The sequence below is a fragment of the Peribacillus sp. NPDC097284 genome (genome assembly GCF_044761765.1).
Classification (GTDB): Bacteria; Bacillota; Bacilli; order Bacillales; family DSM-1321; genus Peribacillus.
This window is the reverse complement of sequence record NZ_JBIWCZ010000013.1, coordinates 1-25,956: the sequence shown is the minus strand read 5'-3', so window position 1 is coordinate 25,956 and position 25,956 is coordinate 1. Positions and strand designations below refer to the sequence as shown.

22 protein-coding genes, 9 tRNA genes and 1 rRNA gene are annotated in these 25,956 nt (G+C 42.1%); 2 read left to right on the top strand and 30 right to left on the bottom strand.

The features are described from left to right. Positions 1–63: 63 nt before the first annotated feature. From ACIQXU_RS17805 to ACIQXU_RS17755, 11 genes are all read right to left on the bottom strand, one after another. Positions 64–1,695: a PucR family transcriptional regulator gene (locus tag ACIQXU_RS17805; protein WP_402875567.1), complete on the bottom strand. Its 1,632-nt coding sequence runs from the start codon at positions 1,693–1,695 to the stop codon at positions 64–66. Positions 1,696–1,954: 259 nt separating this feature from the next. After that, on the bottom strand, positions 1,955–2,170 hold the full coding sequence (locus ACIQXU_RS17800; protein ID WP_402875565.1) for a hypothetical protein: 216 nt from the start codon (positions 2,168–2,170) through the stop codon (positions 1,955–1,957). Between the two features lie 13 nt (positions 2,171–2,183). Next, complete coding sequence (locus tag ACIQXU_RS17795) at positions 2,184–3,668, bottom strand: NCS1 family transporter (protein ID WP_402875563.1); 1,485 nt, start codon at positions 3,666–3,668, stop codon at positions 2,184–2,186. Positions 3,669–3,712: 44 nt separating this feature from the next. Further along, a complete protein-coding gene (gene hydA / locus ACIQXU_RS17790) occupies positions 3,713–5,131 on the bottom strand; it encodes a dihydropyrimidinase (protein ID WP_402875561.1) in 1,419 nt (472 codons plus the stop codon). 14 nt (positions 5,132–5,145) lie between these two features. Then, entirely contained in the window at positions 5,146–6,432 is a 1,287-nt protein-coding gene (preA, locus tag ACIQXU_RS17785) for an NAD-dependent dihydropyrimidine dehydrogenase subunit PreA (protein ID WP_402991365.1), read from the bottom strand. 26 nt (positions 6,433–6,458) lie between these two features. Then, positions 6,459–7,817 carry an NAD(P)-dependent oxidoreductase gene (locus ACIQXU_RS17780; protein ID WP_402875649.1) on the bottom strand — a complete coding sequence of 453 codons (1,359 nt, stop codon included), beginning with the start codon at positions 7,815–7,817 and terminating at the stop codon, positions 6,459–6,461. Between the two features lie 558 nt (positions 7,818–8,375). Beyond that, positions 8,376–9,638, bottom strand: a complete 1,263-nt coding sequence (gene hflX, locus ACIQXU_RS17775) for a GTPase HflX (RefSeq protein ID WP_402991362.1) — start codon at positions 9,636–9,638, stop codon at positions 8,376–8,378. A gap of 331 nt (positions 9,639–9,969) precedes the next feature. Beyond that, positions 9,970–12,090: a heavy metal translocating P-type ATPase gene (locus ACIQXU_RS17770; protein ID WP_402991359.1), complete on the bottom strand. Its 2,121-nt coding sequence runs from the start codon at positions 12,088–12,090 to the stop codon at positions 9,970–9,972. Further along, positions 12,083–12,445 carry an ArsR/SmtB family transcription factor gene (locus tag ACIQXU_RS17765; RefSeq protein ID WP_402875647.1) on the bottom strand — a complete coding sequence of 121 codons (363 nt, stop codon included), beginning with the start codon at positions 12,443–12,445 and terminating at the stop codon, positions 12,083–12,085. The genes ACIQXU_RS17770 and ACIQXU_RS17765 overlap by 8 nt, the downstream gene beginning before the upstream one ends. Before the next feature lie 319 nt (positions 12,446–12,764). Beyond that, positions 12,765–12,965, bottom strand: coding sequence for a cold-shock protein (locus ACIQXU_RS17760; protein ID WP_034304915.1), 201 nt, complete (start codon positions 12,963–12,965; stop codon positions 12,765–12,767). A 289-nt stretch (positions 12,966–13,254) separates the two neighbouring features. Then, complete coding sequence (locus ACIQXU_RS17755; protein ID WP_402876098.1) at positions 13,255–13,776, bottom strand: TetR/AcrR family transcriptional regulator; 522 nt, start codon at positions 13,774–13,776, stop codon at positions 13,255–13,257. A gap of 98 nt (positions 13,777–13,874) precedes the next feature. On the opposite strand from ACIQXU_RS17755, the gene ACIQXU_RS17750 reads away from it, so the two are divergent. Then, entirely contained in the window at positions 13,875–14,693 is an 819-nt protein-coding gene (locus tag ACIQXU_RS17750) for an SDR family oxidoreductase (protein ID WP_402876099.1), read from the top strand. A 173-nt stretch (positions 14,694–14,866) separates the two neighbouring features. On the opposite strand, the gene ACIQXU_RS17745 is transcribed toward ACIQXU_RS17750, so the two are convergent. The 8 genes from ACIQXU_RS17745 to sigW all read right to left on the bottom strand — a co-directional run bounded on the left by ACIQXU_RS17745 (position 14,867) and on the right by sigW (position 23,375). Further along, entirely contained in the window at positions 14,867–15,862 is a 996-nt protein-coding gene (locus tag ACIQXU_RS17745) for an HAAS signaling domain-containing protein (RefSeq protein ID WP_402991439.1), read from the bottom strand. 272 nt (positions 15,863–16,134) lie between these two features. Then, positions 16,135–17,937 (bottom strand): glutamine--fructose-6-phosphate transaminase (isomerizing), encoded by a 1,803-nt coding sequence (gene glmS, locus ACIQXU_RS17740; protein WP_402876101.1) that lies wholly within the window; start codon positions 17,935–17,937, stop codon positions 16,135–16,137. Then, complete coding sequence (locus ACIQXU_RS17735; protein WP_402959269.1) at positions 17,907–18,143, bottom strand: hypothetical protein; 237 nt, start codon at positions 18,141–18,143, stop codon at positions 17,907–17,909. Before ACIQXU_RS17735 ends, glmS begins: the two co-directional genes overlap by 31 nt. Positions 18,144–18,395: 252 nt before the next feature. After that, positions 18,396–19,745, bottom strand: coding sequence for a phosphoglucosamine mutase (gene glmM, locus ACIQXU_RS17730; RefSeq protein ID WP_402876104.1), 1,350 nt, complete (start codon positions 19,743–19,745; stop codon positions 18,396–18,398). Positions 19,746–19,798: 53 nt separating this feature from the next. Next, positions 19,799–21,136 carry a CdaR family protein gene (locus tag ACIQXU_RS17725; RefSeq protein WP_402876106.1) on the bottom strand — a complete coding sequence of 446 codons (1,338 nt, stop codon included), beginning with the start codon at positions 21,134–21,136 and terminating at the stop codon, positions 19,799–19,801. Then, a complete protein-coding gene (cdaA, locus tag ACIQXU_RS17720) occupies positions 21,129–21,953 on the bottom strand; it encodes a diadenylate cyclase CdaA (protein ID WP_402876108.1) in 825 nt (274 codons plus the stop codon). Before cdaA ends, ACIQXU_RS17725 begins: the two co-directional genes overlap by 8 nt. Before the next feature lie 212 nt (positions 21,954–22,165). Further along, positions 22,166–22,795 carry a zf-HC2 domain-containing protein gene (locus ACIQXU_RS17715; protein WP_402991356.1) on the bottom strand — a complete coding sequence of 210 codons (630 nt, stop codon included), beginning with the start codon at positions 22,793–22,795 and terminating at the stop codon, positions 22,166–22,168. Positions 22,796–22,811: 16 nt separating this feature from the next. Further along, positions 22,812–23,375 (bottom strand): RNA polymerase sigma factor SigW, encoded by a 564-nt coding sequence (gene sigW / locus ACIQXU_RS17710; RefSeq protein ID WP_402876112.1) that lies wholly within the window; start codon positions 23,373–23,375, stop codon positions 22,812–22,814. A gap of 175 nt (positions 23,376–23,550) precedes the next feature. Here sigW and ACIQXU_RS17705 point away from each other — a divergent pair, with 175 nt between their 5' ends. Beyond that, positions 23,551–23,730, top strand: coding sequence for an aspartyl-phosphate phosphatase Spo0E family protein (locus ACIQXU_RS17705; RefSeq protein ID WP_402876114.1), 180 nt, complete (start codon positions 23,551–23,553; stop codon positions 23,728–23,730). Positions 23,731–23,869: 139 nt separating this feature from the next. Here the strand turns inward: ACIQXU_RS17705 and rocF are convergent, their stop codons facing one another. The 11 genes from rocF to rrf all read right to left on the bottom strand — a co-directional run. Further along, entirely contained in the window at positions 23,870–24,772 is a 903-nt protein-coding gene (rocF, locus tag ACIQXU_RS17700; RefSeq protein ID WP_402991353.1) for an arginase, read from the bottom strand. A 156-nt stretch (positions 24,773–24,928) separates the two neighbouring features. Next, positions 24,929–25,004, bottom strand: a tRNA-Ala gene (locus ACIQXU_RS17695). Positions 25,005–25,029: 25 nt separating this feature from the next. After that, positions 25,030–25,101, bottom strand: a tRNA-Gly gene (locus tag ACIQXU_RS17690). A gap of 3 nt (positions 25,102–25,104) precedes the next feature. Further along, a tRNA-Gln gene (locus ACIQXU_RS17685) sits at positions 25,105–25,179 on the bottom strand. Between the two features lie 98 nt (positions 25,180–25,277). After that, positions 25,278–25,361 (bottom strand) — tRNA-Tyr (locus ACIQXU_RS17680). A gap of 16 nt (positions 25,362–25,377) precedes the next feature. Further along, positions 25,378–25,453, bottom strand: a tRNA-Thr gene (locus ACIQXU_RS17675). A gap of 16 nt (positions 25,454–25,469) precedes the next feature. Then, positions 25,470–25,545: transfer RNA gene (locus ACIQXU_RS17670), tRNA-Val, on the bottom strand. 17 nt (positions 25,546–25,562) lie between these two features. Next, positions 25,563–25,637: transfer RNA gene (locus tag ACIQXU_RS17665), tRNA-Glu, on the bottom strand. Positions 25,638–25,666: 29 nt separating this feature from the next. Next, positions 25,667–25,739 (bottom strand) — tRNA-Thr (locus ACIQXU_RS17660). A gap of 3 nt (positions 25,740–25,742) precedes the next feature. Next, a tRNA-Asn gene (locus ACIQXU_RS17655) sits at positions 25,743–25,817 on the bottom strand. A 44-nt stretch (positions 25,818–25,861) separates the two neighbouring features. Further along, positions 25,862–25,956: ribosomal RNA gene (rrf, locus tag ACIQXU_RS17650) — 5S ribosomal RNA — on the bottom strand; the annotation flags it as partial.

Here is a 25,956-nt window from a genome sequence, read left to right as displayed (position 1 = left end):
ATTTTTATTCATAATAAAAAGGATGCCTCATAAGACACCCTATTATCATCTGCTTTTTACATTTTAGTTTTCCACAAACCCATCCGCTGTTTTTCCGTTTACCTTCGTCTTGCGAAGTTTCAAATAATCTAAAGCAAAAATCATGAACTCAATGCCGAGTCGTTGTTCAGATTTCATGAAATTGGCACCTAATAGCCTTTCTAACTTTTCAAGGCGGTGGTAAAGTGTTTGTCTTACGATAAATAATTGTTTGGATGTCTCCTGTTTAGATCCATTACAGGCAAGATACGTTTTCAAGGTTGGCATTAACTCCCCGTTATTTCGTCTGTCATACTCGATGACCGGACCTAAATATTCATACACGGTTTCTTCCAAGTTTCCATGTTTGTTAATGAGCGCAATCATTCGATACATATGTAAATCTTGATAAAAATAGCTTCTGCTTTCCTCAGTTAATGTTTCCTGAAGCAACAAGGTCTCACGTGCCGTTTCATAACTCTTGTAAATTTCACTTAACTTTTGAACATATTTCCCAAACCCTATTGAAAGCACATTCATTCGGTTGCGACCAGTAGCATCCATCATTCTGATTCGATCCAGGGCTCCCGTCACTCTCTCTTTCCAATCTCCAGGTGAACGGTTATCCCCTAAAATAAAGACCAGATGTTGGTGTACTTCCATAGAGAAAATCTGAAATCCATATTGTTCAAAAACGGATCTAAACAGGATTTTAAAATAAGTTCCCTCTAGCTTAGCAGAACCTTTATTATACCTTGAGTGTTGTTTGCAAATGCATACGATTCCGCCTTCCAATTGCATCTTCGGATCAATATAAGACAGTTGCTCCCGGATGACTTCATCACTATATTCCCCTTCGAGCCAGTTCGTTAGCCATTTGCTCTCTTCAGATATCTTCTTTTCCTCTAAATAGATTTCACGTAATAGATATTGAGCTAAAGCCGTAGCCGTTCGATCCAAGATAAGGGAATCAAAGTCGGTCATTTCTCGATTACTACTATAAATGACCAGTTCCGCATAATTTTCACCAAGGACACGAATCCTTTGTTTCAGAACGAATTTACTTAAATTTTGCTTTTCATATACTTCGGCTAACAATTGCTGGATGAGTTTTTTCTTTATTTTTGGAATACAGGCTATATCATTCTCATTGGGAATAAACATCACCTGAACATTTAAATACGAATGAAGAAATTTTAGAATTGGTTCATAATGGTCAATTTCGAGGAGTTTTTTATTCAACTGCTGTGAGTAGGTTTCTAGGTTGGAGATCATCTGATACTGTTTATTAATGATTAAGGAATGAATGTCCTGAGTAATTTCAACAAAAGGAACTTCCTGATTAAATAAAATGAGGGGAAAGCCATGCTCGTCTGCAAGGTCTATCGCACTCTGTGGAATGGCCATGGCATGGGTAGCCATCTCTATACAGAGTCCTGCCGCATTACATGTAATGAGCTGATTTAAAAAAGAAAGGAATGTACTATCTGAATCCTTCCACCCAAGACCGGTGGTAAGAATTAGTTCGTTTCCATTTAACAAGTGACTGATTTGGGTGACTTCCAAACAGTGGACCCATTTGACTTGGCGTTTTAACCCACCTTCGCCTCCGACCACATCCGTCCGGTTAAAATGCCTGCGCGTTAGAATTTCCTCAATTGTAATCGACGTATTCATCCATCCACCATCCTTTTATAGCTATAGAACCTATTATAAACGGACTGTCTGTAAATCTCCAGATACTGGACATAATAACTAACGTCAAAATTCTACAAAATTTTCAGTTATTTTTGTAGAAATCATGCTATGCATTTCATTCCTAGTAGTTTCCCCCTTCATATTCTTACTATCTATTTATAAATGAACATAAAAAATGACCTATTCAACTGAAAATAGGCCAGCTTAACAGCTTTACATCCTTAGGGGATACATGTTTTTAATTTAGTTTTTTAAAAAGCAATGTTGAGAAATATTTTCTGCCTTCTGGAGTCTTGATATTCAACTGCTTCCATTCCTGCTTCGTTCCTTCAATCAATTCGAAATCAAGGAAAGCGCCACTTAAGTTTTCAGAAACCCGGGTGATTCTGTACCCTCGTTCAAGTAAAAAATCAATTTGTTCCCTTTCTAAGCGATACTCTTGGTATTCAGACATGTCCCACTCCTCCTTATTTAACGTTTTCCCCGCCTAAAGGCATATTCAGTACCTCTTCTTCGTCAACCATTCTCTTTCCGATATCCCAATCCTTGCCGACGGAGATTCCTAAATATTTCTCATCGCTCGGATCTATAATCTCTGCCTGTTCGTACTTCTTGAACCACCAATATTTAGCCAGTACATAATAGGTTGCACTTCCGAGTATAAAACCGACTATAAATGAGTAATTGGAAAAAATCGTTGCCCCGCTTCCACCAATGATCCAGGCAATGATTCCCGCCCAATTTACACCGTTTTTATACTTATATTGCCCTTCACTTTCATATAGTTCTGGTACATTGACACGGCGCTTACGAAGAAAGTAATAATCAGCCACCAAAATACCCACAATGGAGGCTAAAATCCCACCGACAATTAACAAAACCTCAATGATGATACCGAAAAGGCTCCATGGCTGAACAACGATTCCGATGATTCCCGCAACCACAACTCCCGACCAAAACGGCATTCTTGGTCCCATTACATTCGAGAAGATGGTTGCTGCCGGAATAACATTAGCAGAAGTATTCGTTGACCACTGAGCAAAAACAATCATTAGTAATAGAACACCAAGGGTAATGCCACTGGCTGACCCCTGTATAGCAACAACAGGATCATAATTGGAAACGGCCATGTAGGAAACGGCTCCGATAATAACCATGAAGGTTTGGGTAATAGGATAGGTAATAACGTTCCCTATAATCTGCCCTTTATTGCGTTTGAACCAGTTCTTCTCATTTTTTGGTGCCTCTATAAAACGGGAAAGTGTCGGCATATCCGCGGTCAACGTTCCCCAAAACCCCATATTCGACATGATGACGACCATGAAAGCTGTTACAGCCGCCCCTCCGGTTGCCGGACTCTCAATCCATGACCAGACTTCCCTACCTTGTGCGACTGCTTGGTCGGAAAGCGTAAAATACATCCAGCCAGAAATCAAGATGATAACCGGGGCTGCCAAATCGGCAAACCGTTCGATTGACTTGATTCCCATGGCTGTATTGACTAATTGCAAAATGGCAAAAACCAAAAAGCAGATAAACCAATTATTAAAGTTAAAAAGAGTGGCAAAGATAGCGTTCATCGCAGTTGCACCGAAATAAGTGTTCAATCCAAACCAGCAAGAGGCAACAAACGCCCTGACAAGTGAAGGGATATGAGTGCCAATCGTTCCGAAAGGCGCCCTCATGTATACAGGAAATGAAATTCCATGTTCAACGCCTATATCCCCTGTCATTGTCATCAAGAAGCCAAGAACTACGCAGGCGATTACTGTCGCAAGTACGACCCAACCAAGCGATAGGCTTTGGACCCCATTCCCTCCAATGGCAAAGGCGGCCAATACGACAGCCATCCCCACCCAGATGAAGCCAAATCCTACTGCGCTAATGTTCTTCTCTCTATGCGGTATAGGCAGCAAATCGGGAGACTTTAAATAATCCTTATTTTCGCTCATCCATAAAATCCCCCTTTAATTTGCTTTAAATATCCATGATAACTTTAGACCGGAAGCTTATTCTCTGAAACCGACTCAAGCGATGTATTATACTTAGCCCGCTTTAAGAACTGCCCTTTACCAGCTTCCCCTACAAACTGTTTATCACGAATGACGAACTGGCCACGAGATAAGACAGAAACGGGTTCACCTGTAATTTCCAGTCCTTCAAAAGCATTGTAATCTACAGCCATATGATGGGTTTCAGCGGAAATGGTCCGCTCCACTTTCGGGTCGAAGATAACAAGGTCGGCATCCGATCCAACTGCAATCGTTCCTTTTTGTGGAAATAAACCAAACAACTTGGCTACTCTTGTAGAAGTAATATCGACAAACTGATTCAGGGTGATGCGGTCTTTTTTGACTCCCTCTGAATAAAGGATACTCATTCGGTCTTCAATAGTCGGTCCACCGTTCGGAATCTTGGTAAAGTCGTCCCGACCCAAGTCCTTTTGTCCTTTAAAGTCAAAGGAACACTGATCAGAGCCTATGGTTTGCAGCTGGCCTGTCTTTAAAGCATTCCATAGCACATCCTGATCCTTCTTCTTCCTCAATGGTGGCGACCATACGTATTTGGCCCCTTCAAAATTGGGCTTTTCAAGATAGCTTTGATCCAGCACCAGATATTGAGGACATGTTTCTCCCCAGATATCGACGCCCTTATTTCTTGCTTCAGTAATCTTCTCAACCGCATCTTCGCAAGTGACATGAACGACGTAAAGCTGTCCATTCGCCATTTCCGTCAACTTCGCTGCTCTTCCGGTCGCTTCTCCTTCAAGCTCAGGAGGTCTAGTTAAGGCATGATAAATTGGATCGGTCTGTCCCTTTGCGAGTGCCTGCTTTGTTAAATAATCGATGACATCTCCATTTTCTGCGTGGACCATGACAAGGGCACCAAGTTCTTTCGCCTGCAGCAAAGTCCGATAAAGCGTTGCATCATCTGCTTGAAAAACATTTTTGTATGCCATGAACACTTTAAAGGAAGAAATCCCTTCTTCATCAATGATGCTTGGCAGTTCAGCCAGAACTTCATCATTGATTTCACTGATCATGAGATGAAAGCTATAATCGATGGCGGCTTTGCCGTCCGCTTTCTTGTGCCATGTTTCAATGGCATTCTTTAAAGGCTCCCCCTTTTCCGTTAAGCAGAAATCGATGACCGTCGTCGTGCCCCCATATGCAGCTGCAATCGTTCCCGTTTCATAATCGTCCTTCGTGGTCGTCCCACCAAACGGCATATCTAGATGGGTATGTGGGTCTATACCCCCTGGGAATATTAGTGCGCCCTTGGCATCAATGATTTCAGCTCCCTCGGCTGATAGGTCTTTACCAATCATTGTAATGACTTCATTTTCAATCAAAATATCTGCTTGGTACGTATCTGCAGCCGTTGCTATAGTGCCGTTCTTAATAATTTTTTTCATAATTTACCCCTCCATTATTTTACGAAATCCACACGTTCATTACCGATGTTGCCTAGCAAACCTTGACGCTCATTCCAAGTCATAGGGGCTAGATTGCTGGCCATTTCAATCATGTCAATCGCTCCATCGACCGGACACACGATTGAACAAAGGTTACAGCCGACGCAATCTTCTTCACGCACCCGTAAAAATGAGTTGCCTGAAGTGTCCTTTAACATATCAATACATTGGTGGGAAGTATCTTCACAGGCTATATGGCATTTATTGCAGTTGATGCACACATCATTATTGATGCGGGCCACGACTTTATAATTCAAATCCAGATTTCCCCAGTCGGAGTAGCGCGATACGGACTTACCGACAATGTCCATTACAGAAGCAATCCCTTTTTCATCAAGGTAATTGGATAATCCATCAATCATGTCTTCGACGATCCGGAAACCATGATGCATAGCGGCTGTACAAATCTGTACGCCAGTCGACCCCATCAATAAAAACTCGACCGTATCCTGCCAGTTAGAAATCCCCCCAATACCGGATATCGGGACATTAATCCCTGGGTTCCTTGCGCATTCAGCCACCATATTCAAGGCTATGGGCTTCACTGCAGGACCACAGTACCCGCCATGGGCCCCTTTTCCGCCAACATGGGGAATTGTATTCCAGGAGTGAATATCCACCCCTGCAAGGCTATTGATCGTATTGATCATACTAATTGCATCCGCACCGCCTCTTACGGCTGCTTCTGCCGTAACCGTGATGTCCGTAATATTTGGGGTCAGCTTGACGATGACAGGTTTCGAGGCCGCTTCCTTCGCCCAATATGTTTGCTTTTCCACCAGTTCAGGTACCTGCCCTGAAGCAGCCCCCATCCCTCTTTCGGCCATGCCATGCGGACATCCAAAATTCAGCTCGTAACCATCAACGCCTACATCCTCTATCCGTTTGATAATTTCATGCCACTTTTCCTGTTGTGGCTCGACCATTACGGATGCTATGATTGCGTGATTGGGAAACTTCTTTTTCGTTTCATATATCTCTTTAAGATTCACTTCAAGAGGTCGATCCGTAATTAGTTCAATATTATTGAATCCAGCAACTCTTTGGCCGTTAAACCCAACGGCTGCAAAGCGGGAAGAAACATTTAGGATTGGATCCCCAAGCGTCTTCCAAACAGCTCCTCCCCATCCGGCTTCAAAAGCCCTCTGCACTTGATAACCCGAATTAGTTGGTGGTGCCGAAGCAAGCCAAAAGGGGTTAGGAGATTTGATACCTGCAAGATTAATTGATAAATCAGCCATTGATACGCCTCCTAGTTATTGTTTTATTAAGCTATATCTTCTGTCTTGCTCATTAACACTCCGTCAATTTCATAGGCTGTCATTTTCCCTTGCTGGGCAGCGGAAACGACCATAGCCTCTCCTTGGCCCTTCCCAAATATGACATCGCCACAGGCGAACACTTTTTCATTCGACGTCTTATAGGAGTCTCCAGTTAAGGTAACGACACCTCCATCGTGATCGATGTTAAATTGTTCAAGTAGACCAACATAACGTGATTGACCAATCGCACGAATCACACCATCGGCCGGAAGGATGAACTCAGAGCCTGCAATTGGAACCGGTCGTCTGCGACCATCTTCCCCTGCCTCACTCAGTTCCATCTTCACACATTCAATGCCTGTTACCTGGCCCTTTTCATCGGCAACGATTCTTGAAGGATTCGTCAGCCAATGGAATCGGACACCTTCCTGTTTGGCAAACTCATATTCAAAATCATACGCCGTCATTTCCGCCTGGGTCCGACGATAAATGATACCAGCCTCTTCAGCACCAAGACGGACCGAGCAGGTTGCAGCATCGATTGCTGTATTTCCAGCTCCAATGACCATCAGCTTCTTCCCAACGAACTTATCGGTGATATCCTCCGTTTTCGTTGCTTTTACGAAATCGATTGCATCGTAGACTTCAGCCAAGTCCTCCCCTTCAATCCCAAGCTTTGGTACATCCGACATACCAATTGCCAAAACAACGGCATCATAGTCCTTAATCAGTTGGTTAGCGGAGATATCCACCCCAACCCTTGAATTCGTTCGGATCTCGACATCAAGGTTCTTTACTTGATCGACTTCCCAATAGGAGATGTGCTGAGGTAATCGGAAAGACACTATTCCGTAAGTGTTTAATCCGCCAGGGTTCTTTTCTGCTTCGAAGATGGTTACGCTGTAGCCAAGCAAGGCCAATTCCCTTGCTGCAGACAAGCCCGCAGGACCACTGCCGACAATGGCAACCGTTTTGCCATTCTTCTTGCCAGCCTTGAATAGAGCTTGTTTATTTTGAATGGCCCAATCTGTGGAATAACGCTGGAGATCGCCAATAGGGATTGGCTTTGTAGAATGATTTAGAACACATGCCCCTTCACATAACTCTTCTGTCGGACATACCCGCGCACAACTGGCACCGACTGGATTAGCCGTCATGATCGTTTTGGCCGACCCTTTTAGATTTCCTGATGCGATTTTTTTTATAAAGGTCGGGATGTCAATCCCTGTGGGGCAGGCCTGGATACAAGGAGCATCATAACAGTATAAACATCGATTAGATTCTTCCAGTGCCTCTCTTGGGGTTAAGCCCCTCTCTGCCTCCTGAAAGTTTCTCTTCAAATCGTCTTTTAACGAGCTTGTCATATCCATCTACTATTCTCCTTCCAAAAAATTATTGTGGAAAATAAAAAAGGAGGAATTGCCTATAGTCAATGAACTAGCAATATCCTATCCCTACTTTTGATGATTTATGGCTGTAGCACTGTCATTTTTATCTTACAGGTTACATTTAAAAAATCACCATTAGCCCCCTACTTATTCATGAATCTCAAAATTAAATGAATATTCTTTATTTTATAATGATAGATAGGGAGTTACATTATACAAAGTGTAAAATAATGCGGACAACTTAATGTGCACTATGTCATGTTTCTTTACAAAAACTGATAAAAAAAGTCAACGTCCTACACTTCTCGCTACATTCTCGACATCATTCCTAAGGTCTTAGTAAGGGAATATCAAACAATCTACTTATCAACAGGTTGTCCACAAAAAAAAAGCCTTGAAAACTTTTTCAAGGCTTTTTGAAAGTTATCCACAAGTTATACACAACTAAACGATATATGTATAACTTGGGAATCATGGTTACGGAAATCTTTCAAAACATTCTATTTAAATTCAGTTCAGTCCCTGGAAAAAACATCAGGATTTTCCAATCACGTAGTTATGATATTTTTCATAATCGGTCTTCTTGCATTCAAGCTTTAGCTTGGTCCCATTTTCCTCATATTCCGTTTCCGTTATATGGCCATTATCATTGAAGTAAGATACTAGTTTTCCCTGGTCATATGGAATCAGCATTTCACAATGAATATAGTCCATGAATACATGGCTACGGATCTGATCAATCAATTCCTTAAGGCCTACCTTCTCTCTGGCCGCCATATAGACGGAATCACGGTTAACCTTTGGAATGTCCATATCGGTCAAATCCGCTTTATTATAAGCAAATATGGTCGGTATCTCTTTGATGCCAATATCTTGTAAAGTCTTTTCGGTAATCTCTATCTGTTGTTCATAATTAGGATTGGAATAGTCCACAACATGGATTAATAAATCTGCTTCCACTACTTCTTCAAGGGTAGACCGGAATGCCTTTACCAGATGGTGTGGTAGTTTAGACACGAACCCGACTGTATCTGTGAGTAAAAACTCCTTGTTATCTGGCAAGGGAATGTTTCTAACGGACGTCTCAAGTGTAGCGAAGAGCATATCCTTCTCGAGTACCTGCTTCTCGGATGTCGGTTGGAACATCTCCATCAATGCGTTCATGATGGATGATTTCCCCGCATTCGTATACCCGACTAATGACACAACAGGGATGGCATTCTTTTTCCGTTGTTTCCTCTGTGTTTGACGGTGTGCTACAAGTTCCTCCAATTCCTTATTCAAAACACTGATGTTTTCCTCAATCCGCCTACGGTCAAGTTCAAGCTGCTTTTCCCCAGCACCCTTGTTCGTTCCCACTCCTCCACTTTGTCGACCTAACGATTCTCTTAAGCCGATAAGGCGTGGAAGCATATATTGAAGTTTTGCCACTTCTACCTGGAGCTGTGCTTCCTTCGTTTTCGCCCGTTGTGCGAAGATGTCTAGGATCAAGATGGAACGGTCGATCACCTTGCAATCCATATCCCGCTCCAAATTACGAAGTTGTGAGGGGGATAATTGATCATTGAAGATAACGACATTTGCCTCTTTATATTCAACTAGCGCCTTTACTTCCTCAATTTTACCTGTACCGATGAAATGTGAGGAAGTGACACGATGTAGATTCTGTGTGATCGTTCCAACCACTTCTACCTCACAGGCTTCGGTTAAATTGGCGAGCTCCTCCATCGAATATTCAAAATCCTTTTGACCGTTCAGATTGACTCCAACTAATATTGCCTTTTGATGTAATTCCATCTTTCAAATCCCTTCCTTTAATACCTTTGATCTATTCAACAACCGTACCTAACGATGGCATGCATTCCTTTAAAAGTCAGCCAAATTGTAGCATACTACCTATCCTGTTCATAGTTTTAACCTGGCTATGCATTCAATATATCCTAATGTCCATTAAAATAACAAAGTCCGGGAACTAACATCCGTTGGTGGTTCTAATTCTTAATGATGGATTGTGGCCTAACAATTCCAAAGAATAATGGAGGCACTTTTCCAGAGTTTCACATGAAACGTTTAGATATAGCAAAGGGCTTCTGGATTCCCTTCAAGAAATCCAGAAGCCCTTTATCTATTATTCTTTTATTCTGAGCAACCTCAGACTATTCAAGGTCACGAGTAACGTCGCACCCATATCCGCAAAAATCGCCATCCAAAGTGTCAGCCAGCCCGGTGCAATCAACAATAAGGCCAATAATTTAATCGCTAATGAAAACGTAATGTTCTGCTTAATGATTTGTAATGTCTTCCTGCTTAATGAGATGGTGTAGGGCAATTTCGATAAATCATCACCCATTAGAGCGATATCGGCTGTTTCAAGGGCCGTATCCGTACCCGCTCCCCCCATTGCAATTCCTACAGTGGAAGCGGCTAAAGCAGGGGCATCATTAACACCATCGCCAACCATGGCCACTCGGTTATACTTCTGTTTCCATTGTTTGATGAAGAAGAGCTTATCCTGCGGTAATAATTCTGCTTGAATTTCATGAACGCCCGCCGCTGTTCCAATCACATTCGCTGTCCCGATATTATCACCGGTCAGCATGATTGTTTTTTCAATCCCTAAAGCATGTAATTTACTGATAGCTTCCTTACTGCTTTCTCTTATTTCATCCGCAACGGCAACCAGGGCTAGAATATTAGTTTGATTACCGAGAACTATAACTGTCTTTCCTTCATTCTGATAGTTATTGATCAGATGTTGAGCCTTTTCAGAAATGGTTAACCCCACTTCATCAAAGAGTTGTGGTTTTCCAATATAATAGACTGCCTGATTGATTGTTCCTTTTAACCCTTTGCCTGTCAATGCAGAAAAATCATCTACCATCAGAGAACGATAGTCTATATCCTGCAGATCCGCTTTCTGAAGAATGGCCGTGGACAATGGATGTTGCGAGCGGCTTTCTAAAGCAGCCGCTATTTTCAAAGCATCCCGTTCGCTCATTTCATCCACCATTACGGAAAAGTTAGTCACTTCAGGTATTCCCTTTGTCAATGTTCCCGTTTTATCAAATGCAATCGCCTTCAAAGCTCCAGCTTCCTCCAGATGGATTCCACCTTTAATCAGAACACCGTTTTTCGCTGCATTTCCGATAGCTGTAACAATGGCAATGGGTGTGGATATGACCAAGGCACATGGACAGCCGACAACTAATACAGTCAATCCGCGATAAATCCATTCACTCCATTCTCCGCCCAGCATCATTGGTGGAATGGTTGCAAGTGCCAAAGCAATCAGCATGATTGCCGGTGTATAGAATTTTGCAAATTTATCAACGAACGCTTGGGAAGGGGCTTTTTCCGCTTGTGCCTCTTCTACAAGATGAATAATCTTTGCAATCGTCGTATCTTCAACCCTTTTCGTGACTTCCACTTCCAAAAGACCTTCGCCGTTCAACGTACCAGCAAACACTTCTCCTTCGACCGTTTTAAATAGTGGCACCGATTCACCAGTAATGGCCGCCTGATTCAGTGTGGATGCACCTTTTATGATCCTTCCGTCCATCGCAAGCTTCTGGCCCGGTTTGACAATCATGGTGTCTCCCACCTCGATTGCATCGACAGCCAACATCATTTCATGATGGCCCCTCCTGATCAGTGCCTCTTTAGGGGCAATATTCATAAGGGACTCAATGGAATTTCGAGCTTTATCCATCGAATACTTTTCAAGCGCTTCACTTATAGCAAATAGAATGACGACAGTGGCTGCCTCGCCCCATTCGCCAAGTATAGCCGCTCCAATAATAGCGACCGTCATCAGCGTATGCATATCAAAACGAAGTCTTACGAGATTTTTCAACCCATTGATGAATAAGGAGTATCCACCAACTAAAATGGAAGTGGCATAACCCAGAACCGGCAAAAGACTACCCTCGCCATATTGATGTTCCAAAATCCAACTGATAAAAAGGAGGATAGCCGAAAGAAAAACCTTAATGTTTTCTTTTTGCTTCCAAATTGGTTCTTTTATTGTCACCTGCTCTTGTTCAGTACGAATTTTCAGGTTATCAAAGGCTCCAGCCTTCTCAATTTCTTCAATCGAAGCACTTCCTGAAATAGAAATCTTCGAAGCCCCGAAGTTGATTTTTGCCTCCTTCACACCTTCAAGTTCCAGGACATTGTTTTCAAATTTGGCTGCACAGTTCGTACAGGACAGCCCTTGAATCCGATAAGTCTTTAATTGGGAATCAGCCATTGACCCTCACCTCCCGCTGATGTGCTATCGCTATAAGGATTAATTGTTTTATATGATCATCGTCTAAAGAGTAAAAGGCTAACTTTCCCTCTTTTCTGTATTTCACAATTGCATGTTTATATAGAGTACGGAGATGATGAGAAGTTGTTGCCATTGACGCCCCAATGATATTTGCCAAATCACATACACATAACTCTTCATCCTCACAAAGTGCATACGAGATTTTCACCCTGTTTTCATCACCGATCACTTTAAACAACTTTGACATACTGGAGATATCTACCTGACCGATTTCCTTTTGGATACGGTTCACCTTTTCTTGATCATGCAGATGAACTTCACACATATCCTTCATCTCATCCATCTTCTCACATCCATTCATTCAAACCTACGTTTGATTATAATATACCACATTTCACATTATACTCAAACCTGTGTTTGAATGTGTATGAATAATGGTCCCTGACTCAAAAAAAGAAGTTCCCGCAGTCCAACCTCTTCATTTACAAATTCTTTTTTCTGAAAAAACTATGTTATACTAGGTAGACCTTTTTAAGCGATTTACTTTACTCATTCCATTTACCCTACTCAACATTGAGCAGGGTTTTTTATTATTGAATAAAACAAAAAAGGCAGACCCTAGTAATAGGGTCTGCCTTTTTTGTTTTTAGAAATTATGCTTTTTGAACGTTAGAAGCTTGAGGTCCGCGTTGACCTTGTTCTACTTCAAAAGTAACTTCTTGACCTTCGTCTAAAGATTTGAATCCTTCGCTTTGGATAGCTGAGAAATGTACGAATACATCGTCTCCGTTTTCGCGTTCGATGAAGCCAAATCCTTTTTCTGCGTTAAACCATTTTACTTTACCTTGTTCCATTGTTGTTGCCTCCTAGTGCCAAAGCACATTGTATTACTATCCTTGCTCTAAGTCATCATCGAAACGAAAAGTAGTACTTTTAGTATCCTTAGTACCGAACATGAATAATTAACCTAAGCATACCATCAAATGGTAGGGATTGCAAATACTTTAAGCGATCTTTTTCAAAACAAAAGTACTTGCACACTTTTAAAACAAGATTCGTCTCTTATCTTTGCTCCTCGGGCGTTTAGTTCCTTCCATCGATTTCATCAGTTCCTACCCTCTTTTTCAGGTCTACAGCTTCCCGCTACCGCTCTATTCCATCTAATTTTGCATCCAATACTTTTGTCCAGTTTGTCAGGCCGATTTTCAATAGTTTTTCCGCTGCCACAGCCGGACTCATGGCGTACCCGTTCCTTACCCAAAAACCCAAATAACCGATGGTGCCATAGCTCGCAAATAGGGCATAGTCTGGATCCTGGAACACTTCTTGTAAATGTGCTGCAAGCTTATCTGATAATTTTTGAATAGCGTCCGCCTCTGCAAATTCGAGTTCATAAAATGAGCGATATTTGAAAATATGTTCACATAAATGGAGGGTGATTGGCTTACCCCATTGGTAATCCATCTCATAAAATGACAAGAACCGGTCGTTTAACTTCCGTCTCACCTCATCCATCAGTTCGTATTTGTCTGCAAAATGCAAATAAAATGTGGATCGGGAAATGCCCGCCTTTTGAACAATTTCTTTCACAGCTAACTCTTCAAAGCTTTTCTCAAATAAAAGCTGTAAATAAGCGGCAACTATCGATTCTTTTGCCGTTTCCATTTTTGACACTCCTCTGGACATTTTTAGTGGAAATGTCTTGCTTATTTTATTATAAAACCGTTTACACTAAGTTTATATCAAGTTTAGGGGGAATTGAAATGGATAAGCATGTTTATGTAATTACAGGCGGTTCTGGTGGTATGGGTAAAGCCACTGCAGAACTGGTTGGCAAAAAAGGAACCATATTGTTGGCAGATGTTTCTGAAGAACGTTTAATCCAAACAAAAGAGGAATTAGCGACTAAAGGTATAACTGATGTCCATTATCAAACTGTCGATATTACATCAAGGGAAAATGTTGCTGCTTTAGCTAAAAAATCTGCCGAACTTGGGATATTAAAAGGATTGGTTCACACAGCCGGGCTGTCACCGACGATGGCCAATTCGAAACGCATTACAGAAGTAAATTCTGTTGGCACCGGAATTGTCCTAGATGCGTTTCTTCCACTTGCTACAGTAGGTACTGCTGCGGTATGTATCTCTTCGATGAGTGCCTATATGGCGCCCCGTCAAGGTCCTTATACGGAAATTTTAAAACAGCCTTTAACCGAAAACTATATTGAGACCATGGAGCAATTTACACAAGGCGACTCAGGTGCGGCTTACAGCCTATCTAAATTGGGGGTTGTCTTATATGTGGAAGACCAAGCGTGGGCTTGGGGTGAAAAAGGTGCACGTATCTCATCTATCTCTCCGGGTACCATTAACACTCCGATGGGGCGTCAGGAAGCATCCCAACAAGAGCAAATGAAAACAATGCTCGAACACACGCCACTCCGCCGTGAAGGAGAAGCATCCGAGATCGCAACAGCTGTGGAATTCTTGCTTAGCGATGCAGCTTCCTATATCACTGGCATAGATTTACGTGTGGATGGTGGTACAATCGCGAATATTCATCGCATGAAGACGCAAAAATAAAACTCCAACAATAATCTTACAAGACAAGGGCCATCCAACATTGATACTTTGCTTATGTCGGGTGGCTTTTGTTCTTCCTATTCCATTCTGATTAAAAAGTAGCTATCCGTTTAAACCGTTTGGAGCAACTGGTTGGATAACAGCTGGTAGGAACCATTATCGAATACATGTCATCAATGGATTCTAGACTTGCGGTATCCATCAAATACATTTAATGCTGCGGCTAAAATGAAGATGGTAATTGAGCCTCCTACAATCGCATTTCGAAACTGCATGGCCGTTGTATCGGATAAACTCCCCATATATGTAAGGAATTCAGGGTTCATTACATCCGGATTACTTACAATGACAATGAATCCGATGGTTGTGATCATTTCAAGAACCAAATTGAAATTTGCCAGTTTTTTTGTCCATTGCCTTTTGATACTCTTATAAAAAGCTAACCAGATTTCCATGGCGATCACCAGAAGAATGAACGGCCAATAGTTAAGTAGGATATCCTGTTGGAAGACCGGAATCACGAGTTCGATCCTATCTCCACCTTCATACACCCCGACAAATTGATTTGCATAAAAGTATACCGTCGTCCAAATCGCTGTCCACATCAGTCCACTGAATACATTGAACCTCGTAATCTCTTTCTTCTTGTGAATGTAAGGGATACTTCTCAAATCATTTGGGGTCCATTTCTGTAGGCTTGCCGATAGTGGACTTTGGTCCTTTCCTTTATCCGTTCGCTCCAGAACCGCGAAGACAATCGTCACCCAGAAGAAGACTTGAAAGCTGACTTCAAGGACCCGCAATATGCCTTCGACTATAAGGGTAATCACTTTAGGAATAACTGCTTCATCTTGGCTAAACCCCATAAAAGAATCGATAATCAGCGAAATGAGTGCAATGCCCGCTGCTATGGGAAAAACCACTTTCAATAGTGAAATATATAAATCATAATAACGCGGTCCGATCAGGTGCATCGGCTGAGCCCGATACCCACTAGCCACTGTCGCTGGGTTCCCCAATTCGCCCAGAACCTCCTCCACATCCAGTTCACTATAATCATCAGGAAGCATCTCTTCAATGGTTGACCGCAACTCGAGTGCAATATCCCTGCGTTTTTTTTCAGGCAACCTGCGTGTGACCTCTTGTATATAAACCTCAATTAAATCCAACATCTTCCTCCCCCTTCAATAGGCCAAAAAGTTTTTCATATTGCTTATCTAACGATTGATTTACCATTATATGTTATAGGGTACTTGACATATATTATGTATCACACACTATTGTGGTGGGAAGGAAAATTGATATATGTCCCTGTTTTTATTTTTCCATTTAGATATTCTCTTTCTTTCGGACATAAAAAAACCCATTTAGATAATGGTATCTAAATGGGTAAATAAATTTTTATAAACATTTATAGATATGACGCACAAATCATTTCTACTTATTCAACCGTTACACTTTTCGCAAGATTACGTGGTTTATCCACGTCACACTCCCGGTGTAGGGCAGCATAGTACGCAATGAGTTGAAGCGGGATGACAGAGATAAGAGGTGTTAATAGTTCGTTCACTTCCGGGATGACAAAACGATCATCTTCTTCTTCCAACCCTTTCATTGAAATGATGCAAGGATTAGCGCCACGGGCGACGACTTCTTTGACATTCCCACGGATGCTTAGATTGACTCCTGCTTGCGTAGCAAGAGCGATAACAGGTGTGCCTTCTTCGATTAGGGCAATCGTTCCATGCTTAAGCTCACCGCCGGCAAACCCTTCTGCCTGGATGTATGAGATTTCTTTCAGCTTAAGCGAACCTTCAAGACCCACGTAATAATCAAGGGAACGACCGATGAAGAAACAATTACGCGTAACAGACAGGTATTCACGAGCAATCTCTTCCATCTCTTCTTTCGAATCGCAAAGAGCTTCCATGCCTGTCGCAGCTATTCCAAGCTCTTTGACAAGATCGAAATCAAATGCAAGGTTACGGAACTGGCCAGTTACGTTCGCTAATATCGCCAATACCGCTACTTGAGCCGTATAGGCCTTAGTAGAAGCCACGGCAATTTCAGGACCTGCATGTAATAAGAGCGTATAATCTGCTTCTCGTGACAGCGTAGAGCCCGGTACATTTGTGATGGTCAATGCTTTATGGCCAAGCTCTTTGATGGCCACTAAAACTGCACGGCTATCTGCCGTTTCCCCACTTTGCGAAATGAAGATGAACAGTGGTTTTTCGGATAATATCGGCATATTGTATGTGAACTCTGATGCTACATGCACTTCAACCGGAATTTTAGCCATTTTTTCAATGAATTGTTTACCGATTAGGCCTGCATGGTAGCTTGTTCCACAAGCCACGATATAAATACGGTCTGCCTCGCTCACTGCTTCTGTAATATTGTAATCAATCGCCAGTTTACCTTCTTCGTTTTGGTAAGATTGAATGATTTTACGGATAACAGTAGGCTGCTCATCAATTTCTTTAAGCATATAATGTGGATACGTACCTTTTTCAATATCACTGGCATCGAGTTCCGCCGTGAATGGAGCACGAAATACTTCTTCGTTGGAAAGGTTTTTAATTGTCACTTTTTCTTTTGTGACAATAACCATTTCTTTATCCATTAATTCAAGGAATTGATCGGTAACTTGCAGCATAGCCATTGCATCAGAAGCGATAACGTTAAAGTCTTTTCCAACACCGATTAGGAGTGGGCTTTTATTTTTAGCAACAAAAATCGTTTCTTCGTTTTCAGCATCCAATAGGGCAAGGGCATACGAACCTTCTAAAAGGGTAAGCGTGTGACGGAATGCCTCTTCCACTTCCATGCCGTCATTCACGAACTTCTCAATAAGCTGAACGATGACTTCCGTATCAGTGTCGCTTTTAAAAGCAACATCCTTCAAATATTCCCGTTTTAAAATCGCATAGTTTTCGATGACCCCATTATGAACTAATGTCAGGCGACCTGAGTTACTTTGGTGAGGATGAGCATTATCACGACTAGGTACACCATGAGTGGCCCAGCGAGTGTGTCCAATCCCTGTATTCGCCGAAGTCCCTTCATCCACAACACCGCGTAAGTCTGCAATCCGTCCCTTTTCCTTGAAGACCTTGATGCCTTCCTTATTTTGCACAGCTATACCAGCAGAATCATACCCACGGTACTCTAACTTTTCAAGACCTTTTAACAGGATTTCTTTCGCGTCATTTAGACCAATATATCCAACAATTCCACACATAATTTCTGTTCCTCCAACTGATTAGAGGGAACAGGAATGCACGAGGGCATCCCTGCCCCCTCATCTCTGATATTTTTATAAAGGAAATACCCGAAGGCTTTTTCCCATTGTACATTTCCAACTCTTTGTGCAGTCGGTTGCCCCACTGTTTTAAAATTGGAATTATTACGGCTGTGTACTTCAGCCGGGAGGTATCCGCCGAACATTCGATACTCCTCCTCCTCGTCAACTAAACCCGTCTCGACCCAGTTTAGTTCAGGCGCTTTAGTTTTCCTATTATCTTGCCTGGCCTCCTTTTCCCTTATAACCATTTTATGGTAAAAGTAGTTGTAAATCAGGATAATCATACCCTATACATGGGACATAGGTCAATTCTTTACTACCATTAAAACAAAATATGATTCTTAATAAAAATATGCATAAAAGGAAATTTTCGTTCCCCTTTATGCATAGGTTGTTTATTCGTTTAGTCCCATTTCTGCTCTTACCGTTGCTACGATGCGGTCTACATAACGCGTACATTCTTCAATAGTAGGCGCTTCAGCCATAACACGGACAAGCGGTTCAGTTCCAGATGGCCGTACCAGAATCCGGCCGTTACCACCCATCTCCGCTTCCACTTCTTTTATGACTTCCTGTACTTTTTCATTCCCCGTTACCCCATGCTTGTCAGTTACTTTAACATTAATGAGTGTCTGCGGATATTTTTGCATCTCACTCGCAAGCTCAGATAGAGGTTTTTGCGTCTCACTCATGATGTTCACAAGCTGTAAACCCGTTAATAAGCCGTCCCCAGTTGTATTGTAATCCAAGAAGATGATATGCCCGGATTGCTCTCCACCAAGATTATAGCCACCTTTACGCATTTCTTCCACTACATAGCGATCGCCAACTGCTGTTTGAGCACTATGTATACCATGTTCCTCAAGCCCTTTGTAAAAGCCAAGGTTACTCATGATCGTAGAAACCACGGTTCCTTTTTTCAATCGATTATTCTCTTTTAAGTATTTCGCACAGATATACATGATTTGATCGCCATCTACGATATTTCCTTTTTCATCAATAGCTATTATGCGGTCGCCGTCGCCATCGAAAGCAAGTCCAACATCTGCCCCTTTTTCCTTCAAGAATTCAGCCAGAGCCTCAGGGTGGGTAGAACCGACCCCATCATTGATGTTCAAGCCATTCGGTGATGCCCCCATTGTCGAAATATCTGCATCTAAATCAGCAAATAGATGCATAGCCAAGGAAGATGTCGCACCATGAGCACAATCAAGCGCAACATGTATGCCTGTAAAGTCTTCGTCCACCGACTGTTTTAAGTATTGCAGATATTTTTGGCCGCCTTCAAAGTAGTCATTTAAATGGCCTAAGTCTCCGCCTGTAGGACGCGGTAACTCATCATTCTCCAGATCAAGCAATGCTTCCACTTCCGCTTCCTGTTCATCTGAGAGCTTGAAGCCATCCGGTCCAAAGAATTTAATTCCATTGTCCGCTACAGGATTATGAGAAGCTGAAATCATAACACCCGCTTCAGCACTTAAGGCTTTTGTCAGATAGGCCACTCCCGGTGTCGAAATAATGCCCAGTCGCATGACTTCAGCGCCGATGGATAATAATCCGGCAACAAGAGCACCTTCTAACATTTCCCCTGAAATACGAGTATCGCGCCCTATTAATACCTTTGGTTTTTCTGAATTCTTAGTAAGGACATAGCCGCCAAAACGGCCTAGTTTAAATGCCAACTCCGGCGTTAACTCCGTATTTGCTATTCCCCTAACTCCATCTGTTCCAAAATATTTACCCATCTGTATCGCTCCTTCTTCAAATCATTACTAAATTAAATGATGTTAAGGCCAGGTTACGTTTCTTCCTCTTCTTGGGCCATGGAAACTGACACTGCAACTCTTTTAGAATCTAATTCCCAAGATACTCCCGCGGGGACTTTAACTGCCAGTTCAACATCATGCTTACCTTCATCTAAATTACTTACATCGACCGTGAGCGAAATGTCGTCTTTAGATATTTTTTTTAGATCTTCCGCTTTCCCATTCAATGTAATGCTCATCACATCCGTATCCAATTCCACTTCTTGATCATCCTGTTTACCTACCGGGATTATTTTCAAGTTGGTGAAAGTTTTGGATTCCGTGGTTTCCGGTTCAACCTTATCTACCGTTTTTTCTTCTTCGACAACTACTTCTTCTGCCTCTTCTTCAGTATCCTTATCTTCCACATCCACTTTTTCGGTACGAATCTTCACCGTAGCTTTACTTAAGGACATTTTCTGCACACTTTCAGGTTTTGAAAGATTAAGTTCCATTTCGGTATCTCCATCTACTTTCGAGATATTGACTGGAAGATTTAATGCATTTATTTTATCCAATGATGCTTCTTGTCCATATAGAGTTACCTCTGTAGGGTCGACACTAATACTCTTGATACGAACTCCGGCCTTGGCCTTCCCCGTTTGCTCTGGCACGATTGATACCTTTTTGGAAGGAATACTGACCTTTAACGAAACTGCCACGGAAGCTGGCTCAATCGCGACATCTAATTTATTCAAATCCCGGTCTAGCGCTTTTACCGTTGCCTGCCCGTTCACCGATTCGTTTAGCCCTTTCCTTATTTCAAGGTTGGCCTTTACATAGGATATTTTTTCAATTACATCTTTGGCACCCGTAATTTTTACGGTTTCAGGATTTACTGTTGGCTGCCCAGCGGTATACCCTTCTTCCAGTAATGAACTGTTATATTCTGCATCGACCTTAAACTCTTTCGTCATCCGTTCCTGAACATTTACTTCCGCATATTCCGGATCTATCGTTGCCACGAGCTTTTCATTTAAATCGCTTATTTTAAATGTGACAGTTCGGTCCCCCATCGAGATTTCGGGATCGGAAAGATCTACATATACTTTAAAATCCCGTTGGCTTTTTGCGTTGATCAGAAGGCTTTTTGCCCCCTTCAATGTGACATCCACCGTTTCAGGTACGCCGCTGACCACTAAATTTTCACGATCATAGTACACTTCAACCGGAACATTTTCAATGGTTTCCGTACCATTCTCAGGCGCAGTGGACAATCCAAGGGACTTTTTATCGGACTCCATCTCGAAATTAACGGATATAAATAATAGAGCAGCCAAGGCGAAAGCGACAATTCTCATAAACCAAGCGCTATTCGTGAATTTATCCATTTTTCTTCCCCCTCCAATTCCAGATACCCGAGGAAGTTGTTTTGACATTCTGCAATACCAGTTCACTTGTTAGCATGGCTCTAAATGATTCCTGATTTAAATCGCGGTATAGCTCCCCATTTTTGGTGACAGAGATACCTCCCGTTTCTTCAGAAACAACAATTGTTACACTATCTGTTACTTCACTCATTCCAATGGCAGCCCTATGCCTTGTGCCCAGCTCTTTTGAAATGAACGGACTTTCCGATAAGGGCAGATAGCAAGCTGCAGCTGCGACTTGATTATCCTGTAAAATAACAGCCCCATCATGGAGGGGTGTATTCGGAATGAAAATATTAATGAGCAGTTCAGAAGAAATATAGGACCTTAAAGGAATTCCCGTTTCAACGTAATCACCCAGTGCCGTTCCTTTTTCAATGGTAATCAAGGCTCCAATACGCCTTTTCGCCATATACGTAGAGGCCTTTAGAATTTCTTCTACTAAACGCTCTTGTTGATTCTCTTCCGGAGCACTGCCCCTTGAAAAGATCTTTCCTCGTCCTAATTGTTCAAGTGCTCTTCTCAATTCAGGCTGGAAAATGACGAGAATTGCCAGAACACCCCAGTTCATGACTTGTTCCATTAACCATCCGAGTGTATTGAAACCAAACAGATTGCTCAAGCTTTTCACAATGACAATCACAAAAATTCCCTTTAGCAGTTGTATGGCTTTCGTGCCTCGAATTATAGTTAACAATTTATATATCACAAACCAAACAAGGAAAATATCAATGAAATTTACTACATAGTCCCAAACATTCAAATTGGATATAGACATGTTGTTTCCTCCAGTCCGTAATACTCCAAAAACACAATAACCATCGTTATGTAATAACCTTAATAGTATACCATTTTTTAAATCATACTTCTAAAACTAGTACAGAAATTTATATGGGAAGTAGTGCTAGTAACCACTATTTTTGTCTGCATACAATATAAAGCTGAACAAAAGCACCGTTCTGATTAGAACCATGCTTATGCTCAGCTTCATTATTCCCCATCTCTTTCCTCTTTTGAAGAAGGAAGTAGAGATGTTCCAATATCCTTTATTTTGTACCACATCCACTCAAAGGCTTGGTCTATGACTTCTATATCACCGGTAACATTTCCTGCCTTGGCCATATACTCCTGACCATTAATGACTGTCACATTCCCCTTTACTTCGCCCTCTATGCGTATGTCCCCATTTTGAACCACAACGTTCCCTTCAATGGTTTCCCCACGAGGGACAATGACGGTTTCCCCTTCTACCAATAAGTTAGGTTGCTTGGAGACGGAAAAATGTTCGTCCTGATTATAAGTGGAAAAGATCGATCCTGTCATTAATACAACGAACATCGCCGCGGCTGTCATAAACGGATGAGCCTTAAACCATCTCTTTGCCCCCGTAGCCTTCTTTTCCTTAGGCAATTGGGCCATTACCCTTGCCGTAAAATCATCCGGGGCCTTGATATGGGAAGTGCTTTGTACAAGGGCAACTGCTTTTTTCATTTCATTGAAAAAATCTCGGCATGCAGGACATGTAAGCAGATGGTCCCTTAAAATTTCTTTATGCTCGGGCTTAATGTCCTCATCTAAATAATCATGCATATAATTAATGATTTCCTCGTGGCAGTTCATTTTTCTCACCTTCTTTTTATAAATGGCGCAGTTGTTTACGCAAAGCTTCTCGCCCACGATGTATTCTCGTTTTGACAGTGCCTACCGGCAAATCAAGAATCTCACTGATTTCCTTTAACGATAATTCCTCAATGTATTTTAATACGATGACCGAACGATACTTTTCCGGCAACTTCATAATTTCGACCTGGATGGTTTCCTGAAGCTCTAACGACTCTACTTCTTCCTCTGGCATCGCCATGTCCGATGCAATTTGAGAATACATATTCAATCCCTCTGTACCAGTGACTTCCGCATCTAAATAGTAATCCGGCTTTTTCTTACGAAGTCGGTCGATACAGAGGTTCGTCGCTATGCGATATAACCATGTTGAAAACTTCATATTGATATTGAAACTGCGAATGTTCACAAAGGCCCTTACAAAAGCTTCTTGGGACAGGTCTTCAGCCTCCTGCCGGTTTCCAAGCATTCTAAAACAGATTTGAAAAACTTTATCCTTATAAATTTCGACTATTTCCCCAAATGCATTGTGGTCTCCCTTTAACACTTGGTTTATTCTCTCTTTAACAAGTCCATCCATTTTTGTTTTTTACCCCCGCTTCATGCGGCTATACGATTATTACGAATCGCAAGCTAAAAGGTTTCATAATTTATTACTTTTATTTTAGCAAACTTTTACATTTTATGTTTAAAACGAAAAATACAAGGATATATATAGTAAGAAATTGTAAAAATAAAGGAAGTGAACCTTGATAATGACTGCAGAACAAATACTAGATAACATTGAGCGATATAGACAGAAAATGATTATCTTAGCTTCCCGTTCCTCTATGATAGATAACGAAGTGGTCGAAGTGAGTAGCAAACTTGATACCCTGATGAATCAATATTTTCAATTGACCCAAAGCGGAACGAAAAAGCAAACAGTAAAGTGAAGAGGGAGATTGCCTTGGAATCATATAACGTTACCTTCGTTCAACATTATCTAAATCATATACTTTTGTATTCTAGCATATAGAAAAACAGTAACCCATAAAAAAACCGGTTACTGTTTCTTTTATATATTGCGTTAAGTTATAATAGCTTTTCTCCAAATAGAGAACCCATCAGGGCTACCGCCACGATCGCCGTTTTATTACGCTCGTCTAGTACGGGGTTTACTTCTACAAACTCAGCTGAAGTAATCAACTCTGACTCCGCAAGCATTTCCATGGCCAAATGACTTTCCCGATAGCTTATCCCCCCAAGCACTGGTGTTCCTACTCCAGGTGCCTCTGCAGGGTCTACCCCATCAAGATCTAGGGATAGATGAACCCCATCCGTTTTATCACGTAAGTATTCGATGCATTCTTCCATCACTTTCGTCATACCAAGCCTATCAATTTCATGCATCGTATAGACCTTGATGCCTTTATCACGTATTAGTACCTTTTCTCCTTCGTCCAAGGAACGGGCTCCAATAATGACGATATTCTCTGGTTTCACCTTTTGTGCATACCCATGCAGATTAACTAAATCAGGGTGACCGAGTCCAATGCTGACAGCGAGTGGCATGCCATGTATGTTTCCTGACGGAGAAGTCTCCTCCGTGTTCAAATCTCCATGGGCATCATACCAAATTACCCCTAAACTCTCATAATGCTTCGAAATCCCAGCAAGTGTTCCTATTGCTATCGAATGATCTCCCCCAAGAACTAGAGGGAATGATCCACTACAAATAATTTCATCTACCCTTGCTGCTAATTGTGCATTCCCCTTAGAAACAAGTGATAGATTCTTCAAGTTTGAGCCAGCCTCTTCAGACGTCCCGGGCCTCCCCACTATGATGTCTCCTAAATCTTCCACTTCTAACTGCAATTGTTGGATTCGTTCGATAACACCTGCACAACGGAGTGCACTTGGCCCCATATCAACCCCACGTCTTGTTTGACCAAGATCCATGGGAAGACCGATAACTGAAATTTTTTGAATAGACATACTATTCCCCCTTCCTGTTATTTTATAACTGTTAAGGAGAATGGTTCAACCGGACATTTTTATGTATAAAGATACAGCCATAGAAAGTTGTTTTTCAAAAAAAAAAGCCTTAAACCGAAGAGGTTTAAGGCGTAAGTGTTGGTGTATGTAGTTAGATGGTGGAGCCTAGCGGGATCGAACCGCTGACCTCCTGCGTGCAAGGCAGGCGCTCTCCCAGCTGAGCTAAGGCCCCTAAGTATAAAATCTAATTAAAATAAAGCGAAAGACGGGATTCGAACCCGCGACCCCAACCTTGGCAAGGTTGTATTCTACCACTGAACTACTTTCGCATATGGCTGGGCTAGAAGGGATCGAACCTTCGCATGACGGAATCAAAATCCGTTGCCTTACCGCTTGGCTATAGCCCAATATATGTAAATTAATAGTTAGCAAAATAAAAAGCGGTAATTATATATTCCCCTAAAGAAGAAAGTATATAACTGAACCACATTTTTTTGAAAAAAGATGGTGGAGGGGGGCAGATTCGAACTGCCGAACCCGAAGGAGCGGATTTACAGTCCGCCGCGTTTAGCCACTTCGCTACCCCTCCACATATAAGTGAAACATGGTGCCGGCAAGAGGACTTGAACCCCCAACCTACTGATTACAAGTCAGTTGCTCTACCAGTTGAGCTACACCGGCAAATCAATATTAAAAATGGTGGAGGATGACGGGATCGAACCGCCGACCCTCTGCTTGTAAGGCAGATGCTCTCCCAGCTGAGCTAATCCTCCAAAAAGTGAATTGAAAATGGTGACCCGTACGGGAATCGAACCCGTGTTACCGCCGTGAAAGGGCGGTGTCTTAACCGCTTGACCAACGGGCCGTAAAAAAATTTTAAAAGGTAGTTTGGGAAGCTCCCAAGCGGATTCGAACCGCTGACCTCTTCCTTACCATGGAAGTGCTCTACCTACTGAGCTATGGAAGCATATGGCTCCGCAGGTAGGACTCGAACCTACGACCGTTCGGTTAACAGCCGAATGCTCTACCACTGAGCTACTGCGGAATAATATAATGTTTCCTAAAACTCTTAGAAGATATAAATCATCTGCTTGGCGGCGTCCTACTCTCACAGGGGGAAACCCCCAACTACCATCGGCGCTGAAGAGCTTAACTGCCGTGTTCGGAATGGGAACGGGTGTGAC

Excerpts from the sequence above, each read along its gene's own strand:
- ACIQXU_RS17805 (WP_402875567.1), bottom strand. The coding sequence starts at position 1,695 with ATGAATACGTCGATTACAATTGAGGAAATTCTAACGCGCAGGCATTTT.
- ACIQXU_RS17800 (WP_402875565.1), bottom strand. The coding sequence starts at position 2,170 with ATGTCTGAATACCAAGAGTATCGCTTAGAAAGGGAACAAATTGATTTT.
- ACIQXU_RS17795 (WP_402875563.1), bottom strand. The coding sequence starts at position 3,668 with ATGAGCGAAAATAAGGATTATTTAAAGTCTCCCGATTTGCTGCCTATA.
- hydA (WP_402875561.1), bottom strand. The coding sequence starts at position 5,131 with ATGAAAAAAATTATTAAGAACGGCACTATAGCAACGGCTGCAGATACG.
- preA (WP_402991365.1), bottom strand. The coding sequence starts at position 6,432 with ATGGCTGATTTATCAATTAATCTTGCAGGTATCAAATCTCCTAACCCC.
- ACIQXU_RS17780 (WP_402875649.1), bottom strand. The coding sequence starts at position 7,817 with ATGACAAGCTCGTTAAAAGACGATTTGAAGAGAAACTTTCAGGAGGCA.
- hflX (WP_402991362.1), bottom strand. The coding sequence starts at position 9,638 with ATGGAATTACATCAAAAGGCAATATTAGTTGGAGTCAATCTGAACGGT.
- ACIQXU_RS17770 (WP_402991359.1), bottom strand. The coding sequence starts at position 12,090 with ATGGCTGATTCCCAATTAAAGACTTATCGGATTCAAGGGCTGTCCTGT.
- ACIQXU_RS17765 (WP_402875647.1), bottom strand. The coding sequence starts at position 12,445 with ATGAAGGATATGTGTGAAGTTCATCTGCATGATCAAGAAAAGGTGAAC.
- ACIQXU_RS17760 (WP_034304915.1), bottom strand. The coding sequence starts at position 12,965 with ATGGAACAAGGTAAAGTAAAATGGTTTAACGCAGAAAAAGGATTTGGC.
- ACIQXU_RS17755 (WP_402876098.1), bottom strand. The coding sequence starts at position 13,776 with ATGGAAACGGCAAAAGAATCGATAGTTGCCGCTTATTTACAGCTTTTA.
- ACIQXU_RS17750 (WP_402876099.1), top strand. The coding sequence starts at position 13,875 with ATGGATAAGCATGTTTATGTAATTACAGGCGGTTCTGGTGGTATGGGT.
- glmS (WP_402876101.1), bottom strand. The coding sequence starts at position 17,937 with ATGTGTGGAATTGTTGGATATATTGGTCTAAATGACGCGAAAGAAATC.
- ACIQXU_RS17735 (WP_402959269.1), bottom strand. The coding sequence starts at position 18,143 with ATGTTCGGCGGATACCTCCCGGCTGAAGTACACAGCCGTAATAATTCC.
- glmM (WP_402876104.1), bottom strand. The coding sequence starts at position 19,745 with ATGGGTAAATATTTTGGAACAGATGGAGTTAGGGGAATAGCAAATACG.
- ACIQXU_RS17725 (WP_402876106.1), bottom strand. The coding sequence starts at position 21,136 with ATGGATAAATTCACGAATAGCGCTTGGTTTATGAGAATTGTCGCTTTC.
- cdaA (WP_402876108.1), bottom strand. The coding sequence starts at position 21,953 with ATGTCTATATCCAATTTGAATGTTTGGGACTATGTAGTAAATTTCATT.
- ACIQXU_RS17715 (WP_402991356.1), bottom strand. The coding sequence starts at position 22,795 with ATGAACTGCCACGAGGAAATCATTAATTATATGCATGATTATTTAGAT.
- sigW (WP_402876112.1), bottom strand. The coding sequence starts at position 23,375 with ATGGATGGACTTGTTAAAGAGAGAATAAACCAAGTGTTAAAGGGAGAC.
- ACIQXU_RS17705 (WP_402876114.1), top strand. The coding sequence starts at position 23,551 with ATGACTGCAGAACAAATACTAGATAACATTGAGCGATATAGACAGAAA.
- rocF (WP_402991353.1), bottom strand. The coding sequence starts at position 24,772 with ATGTCTATTCAAAAAATTTCAGTTATCGGTCTTCCCATGGATCTTGGT.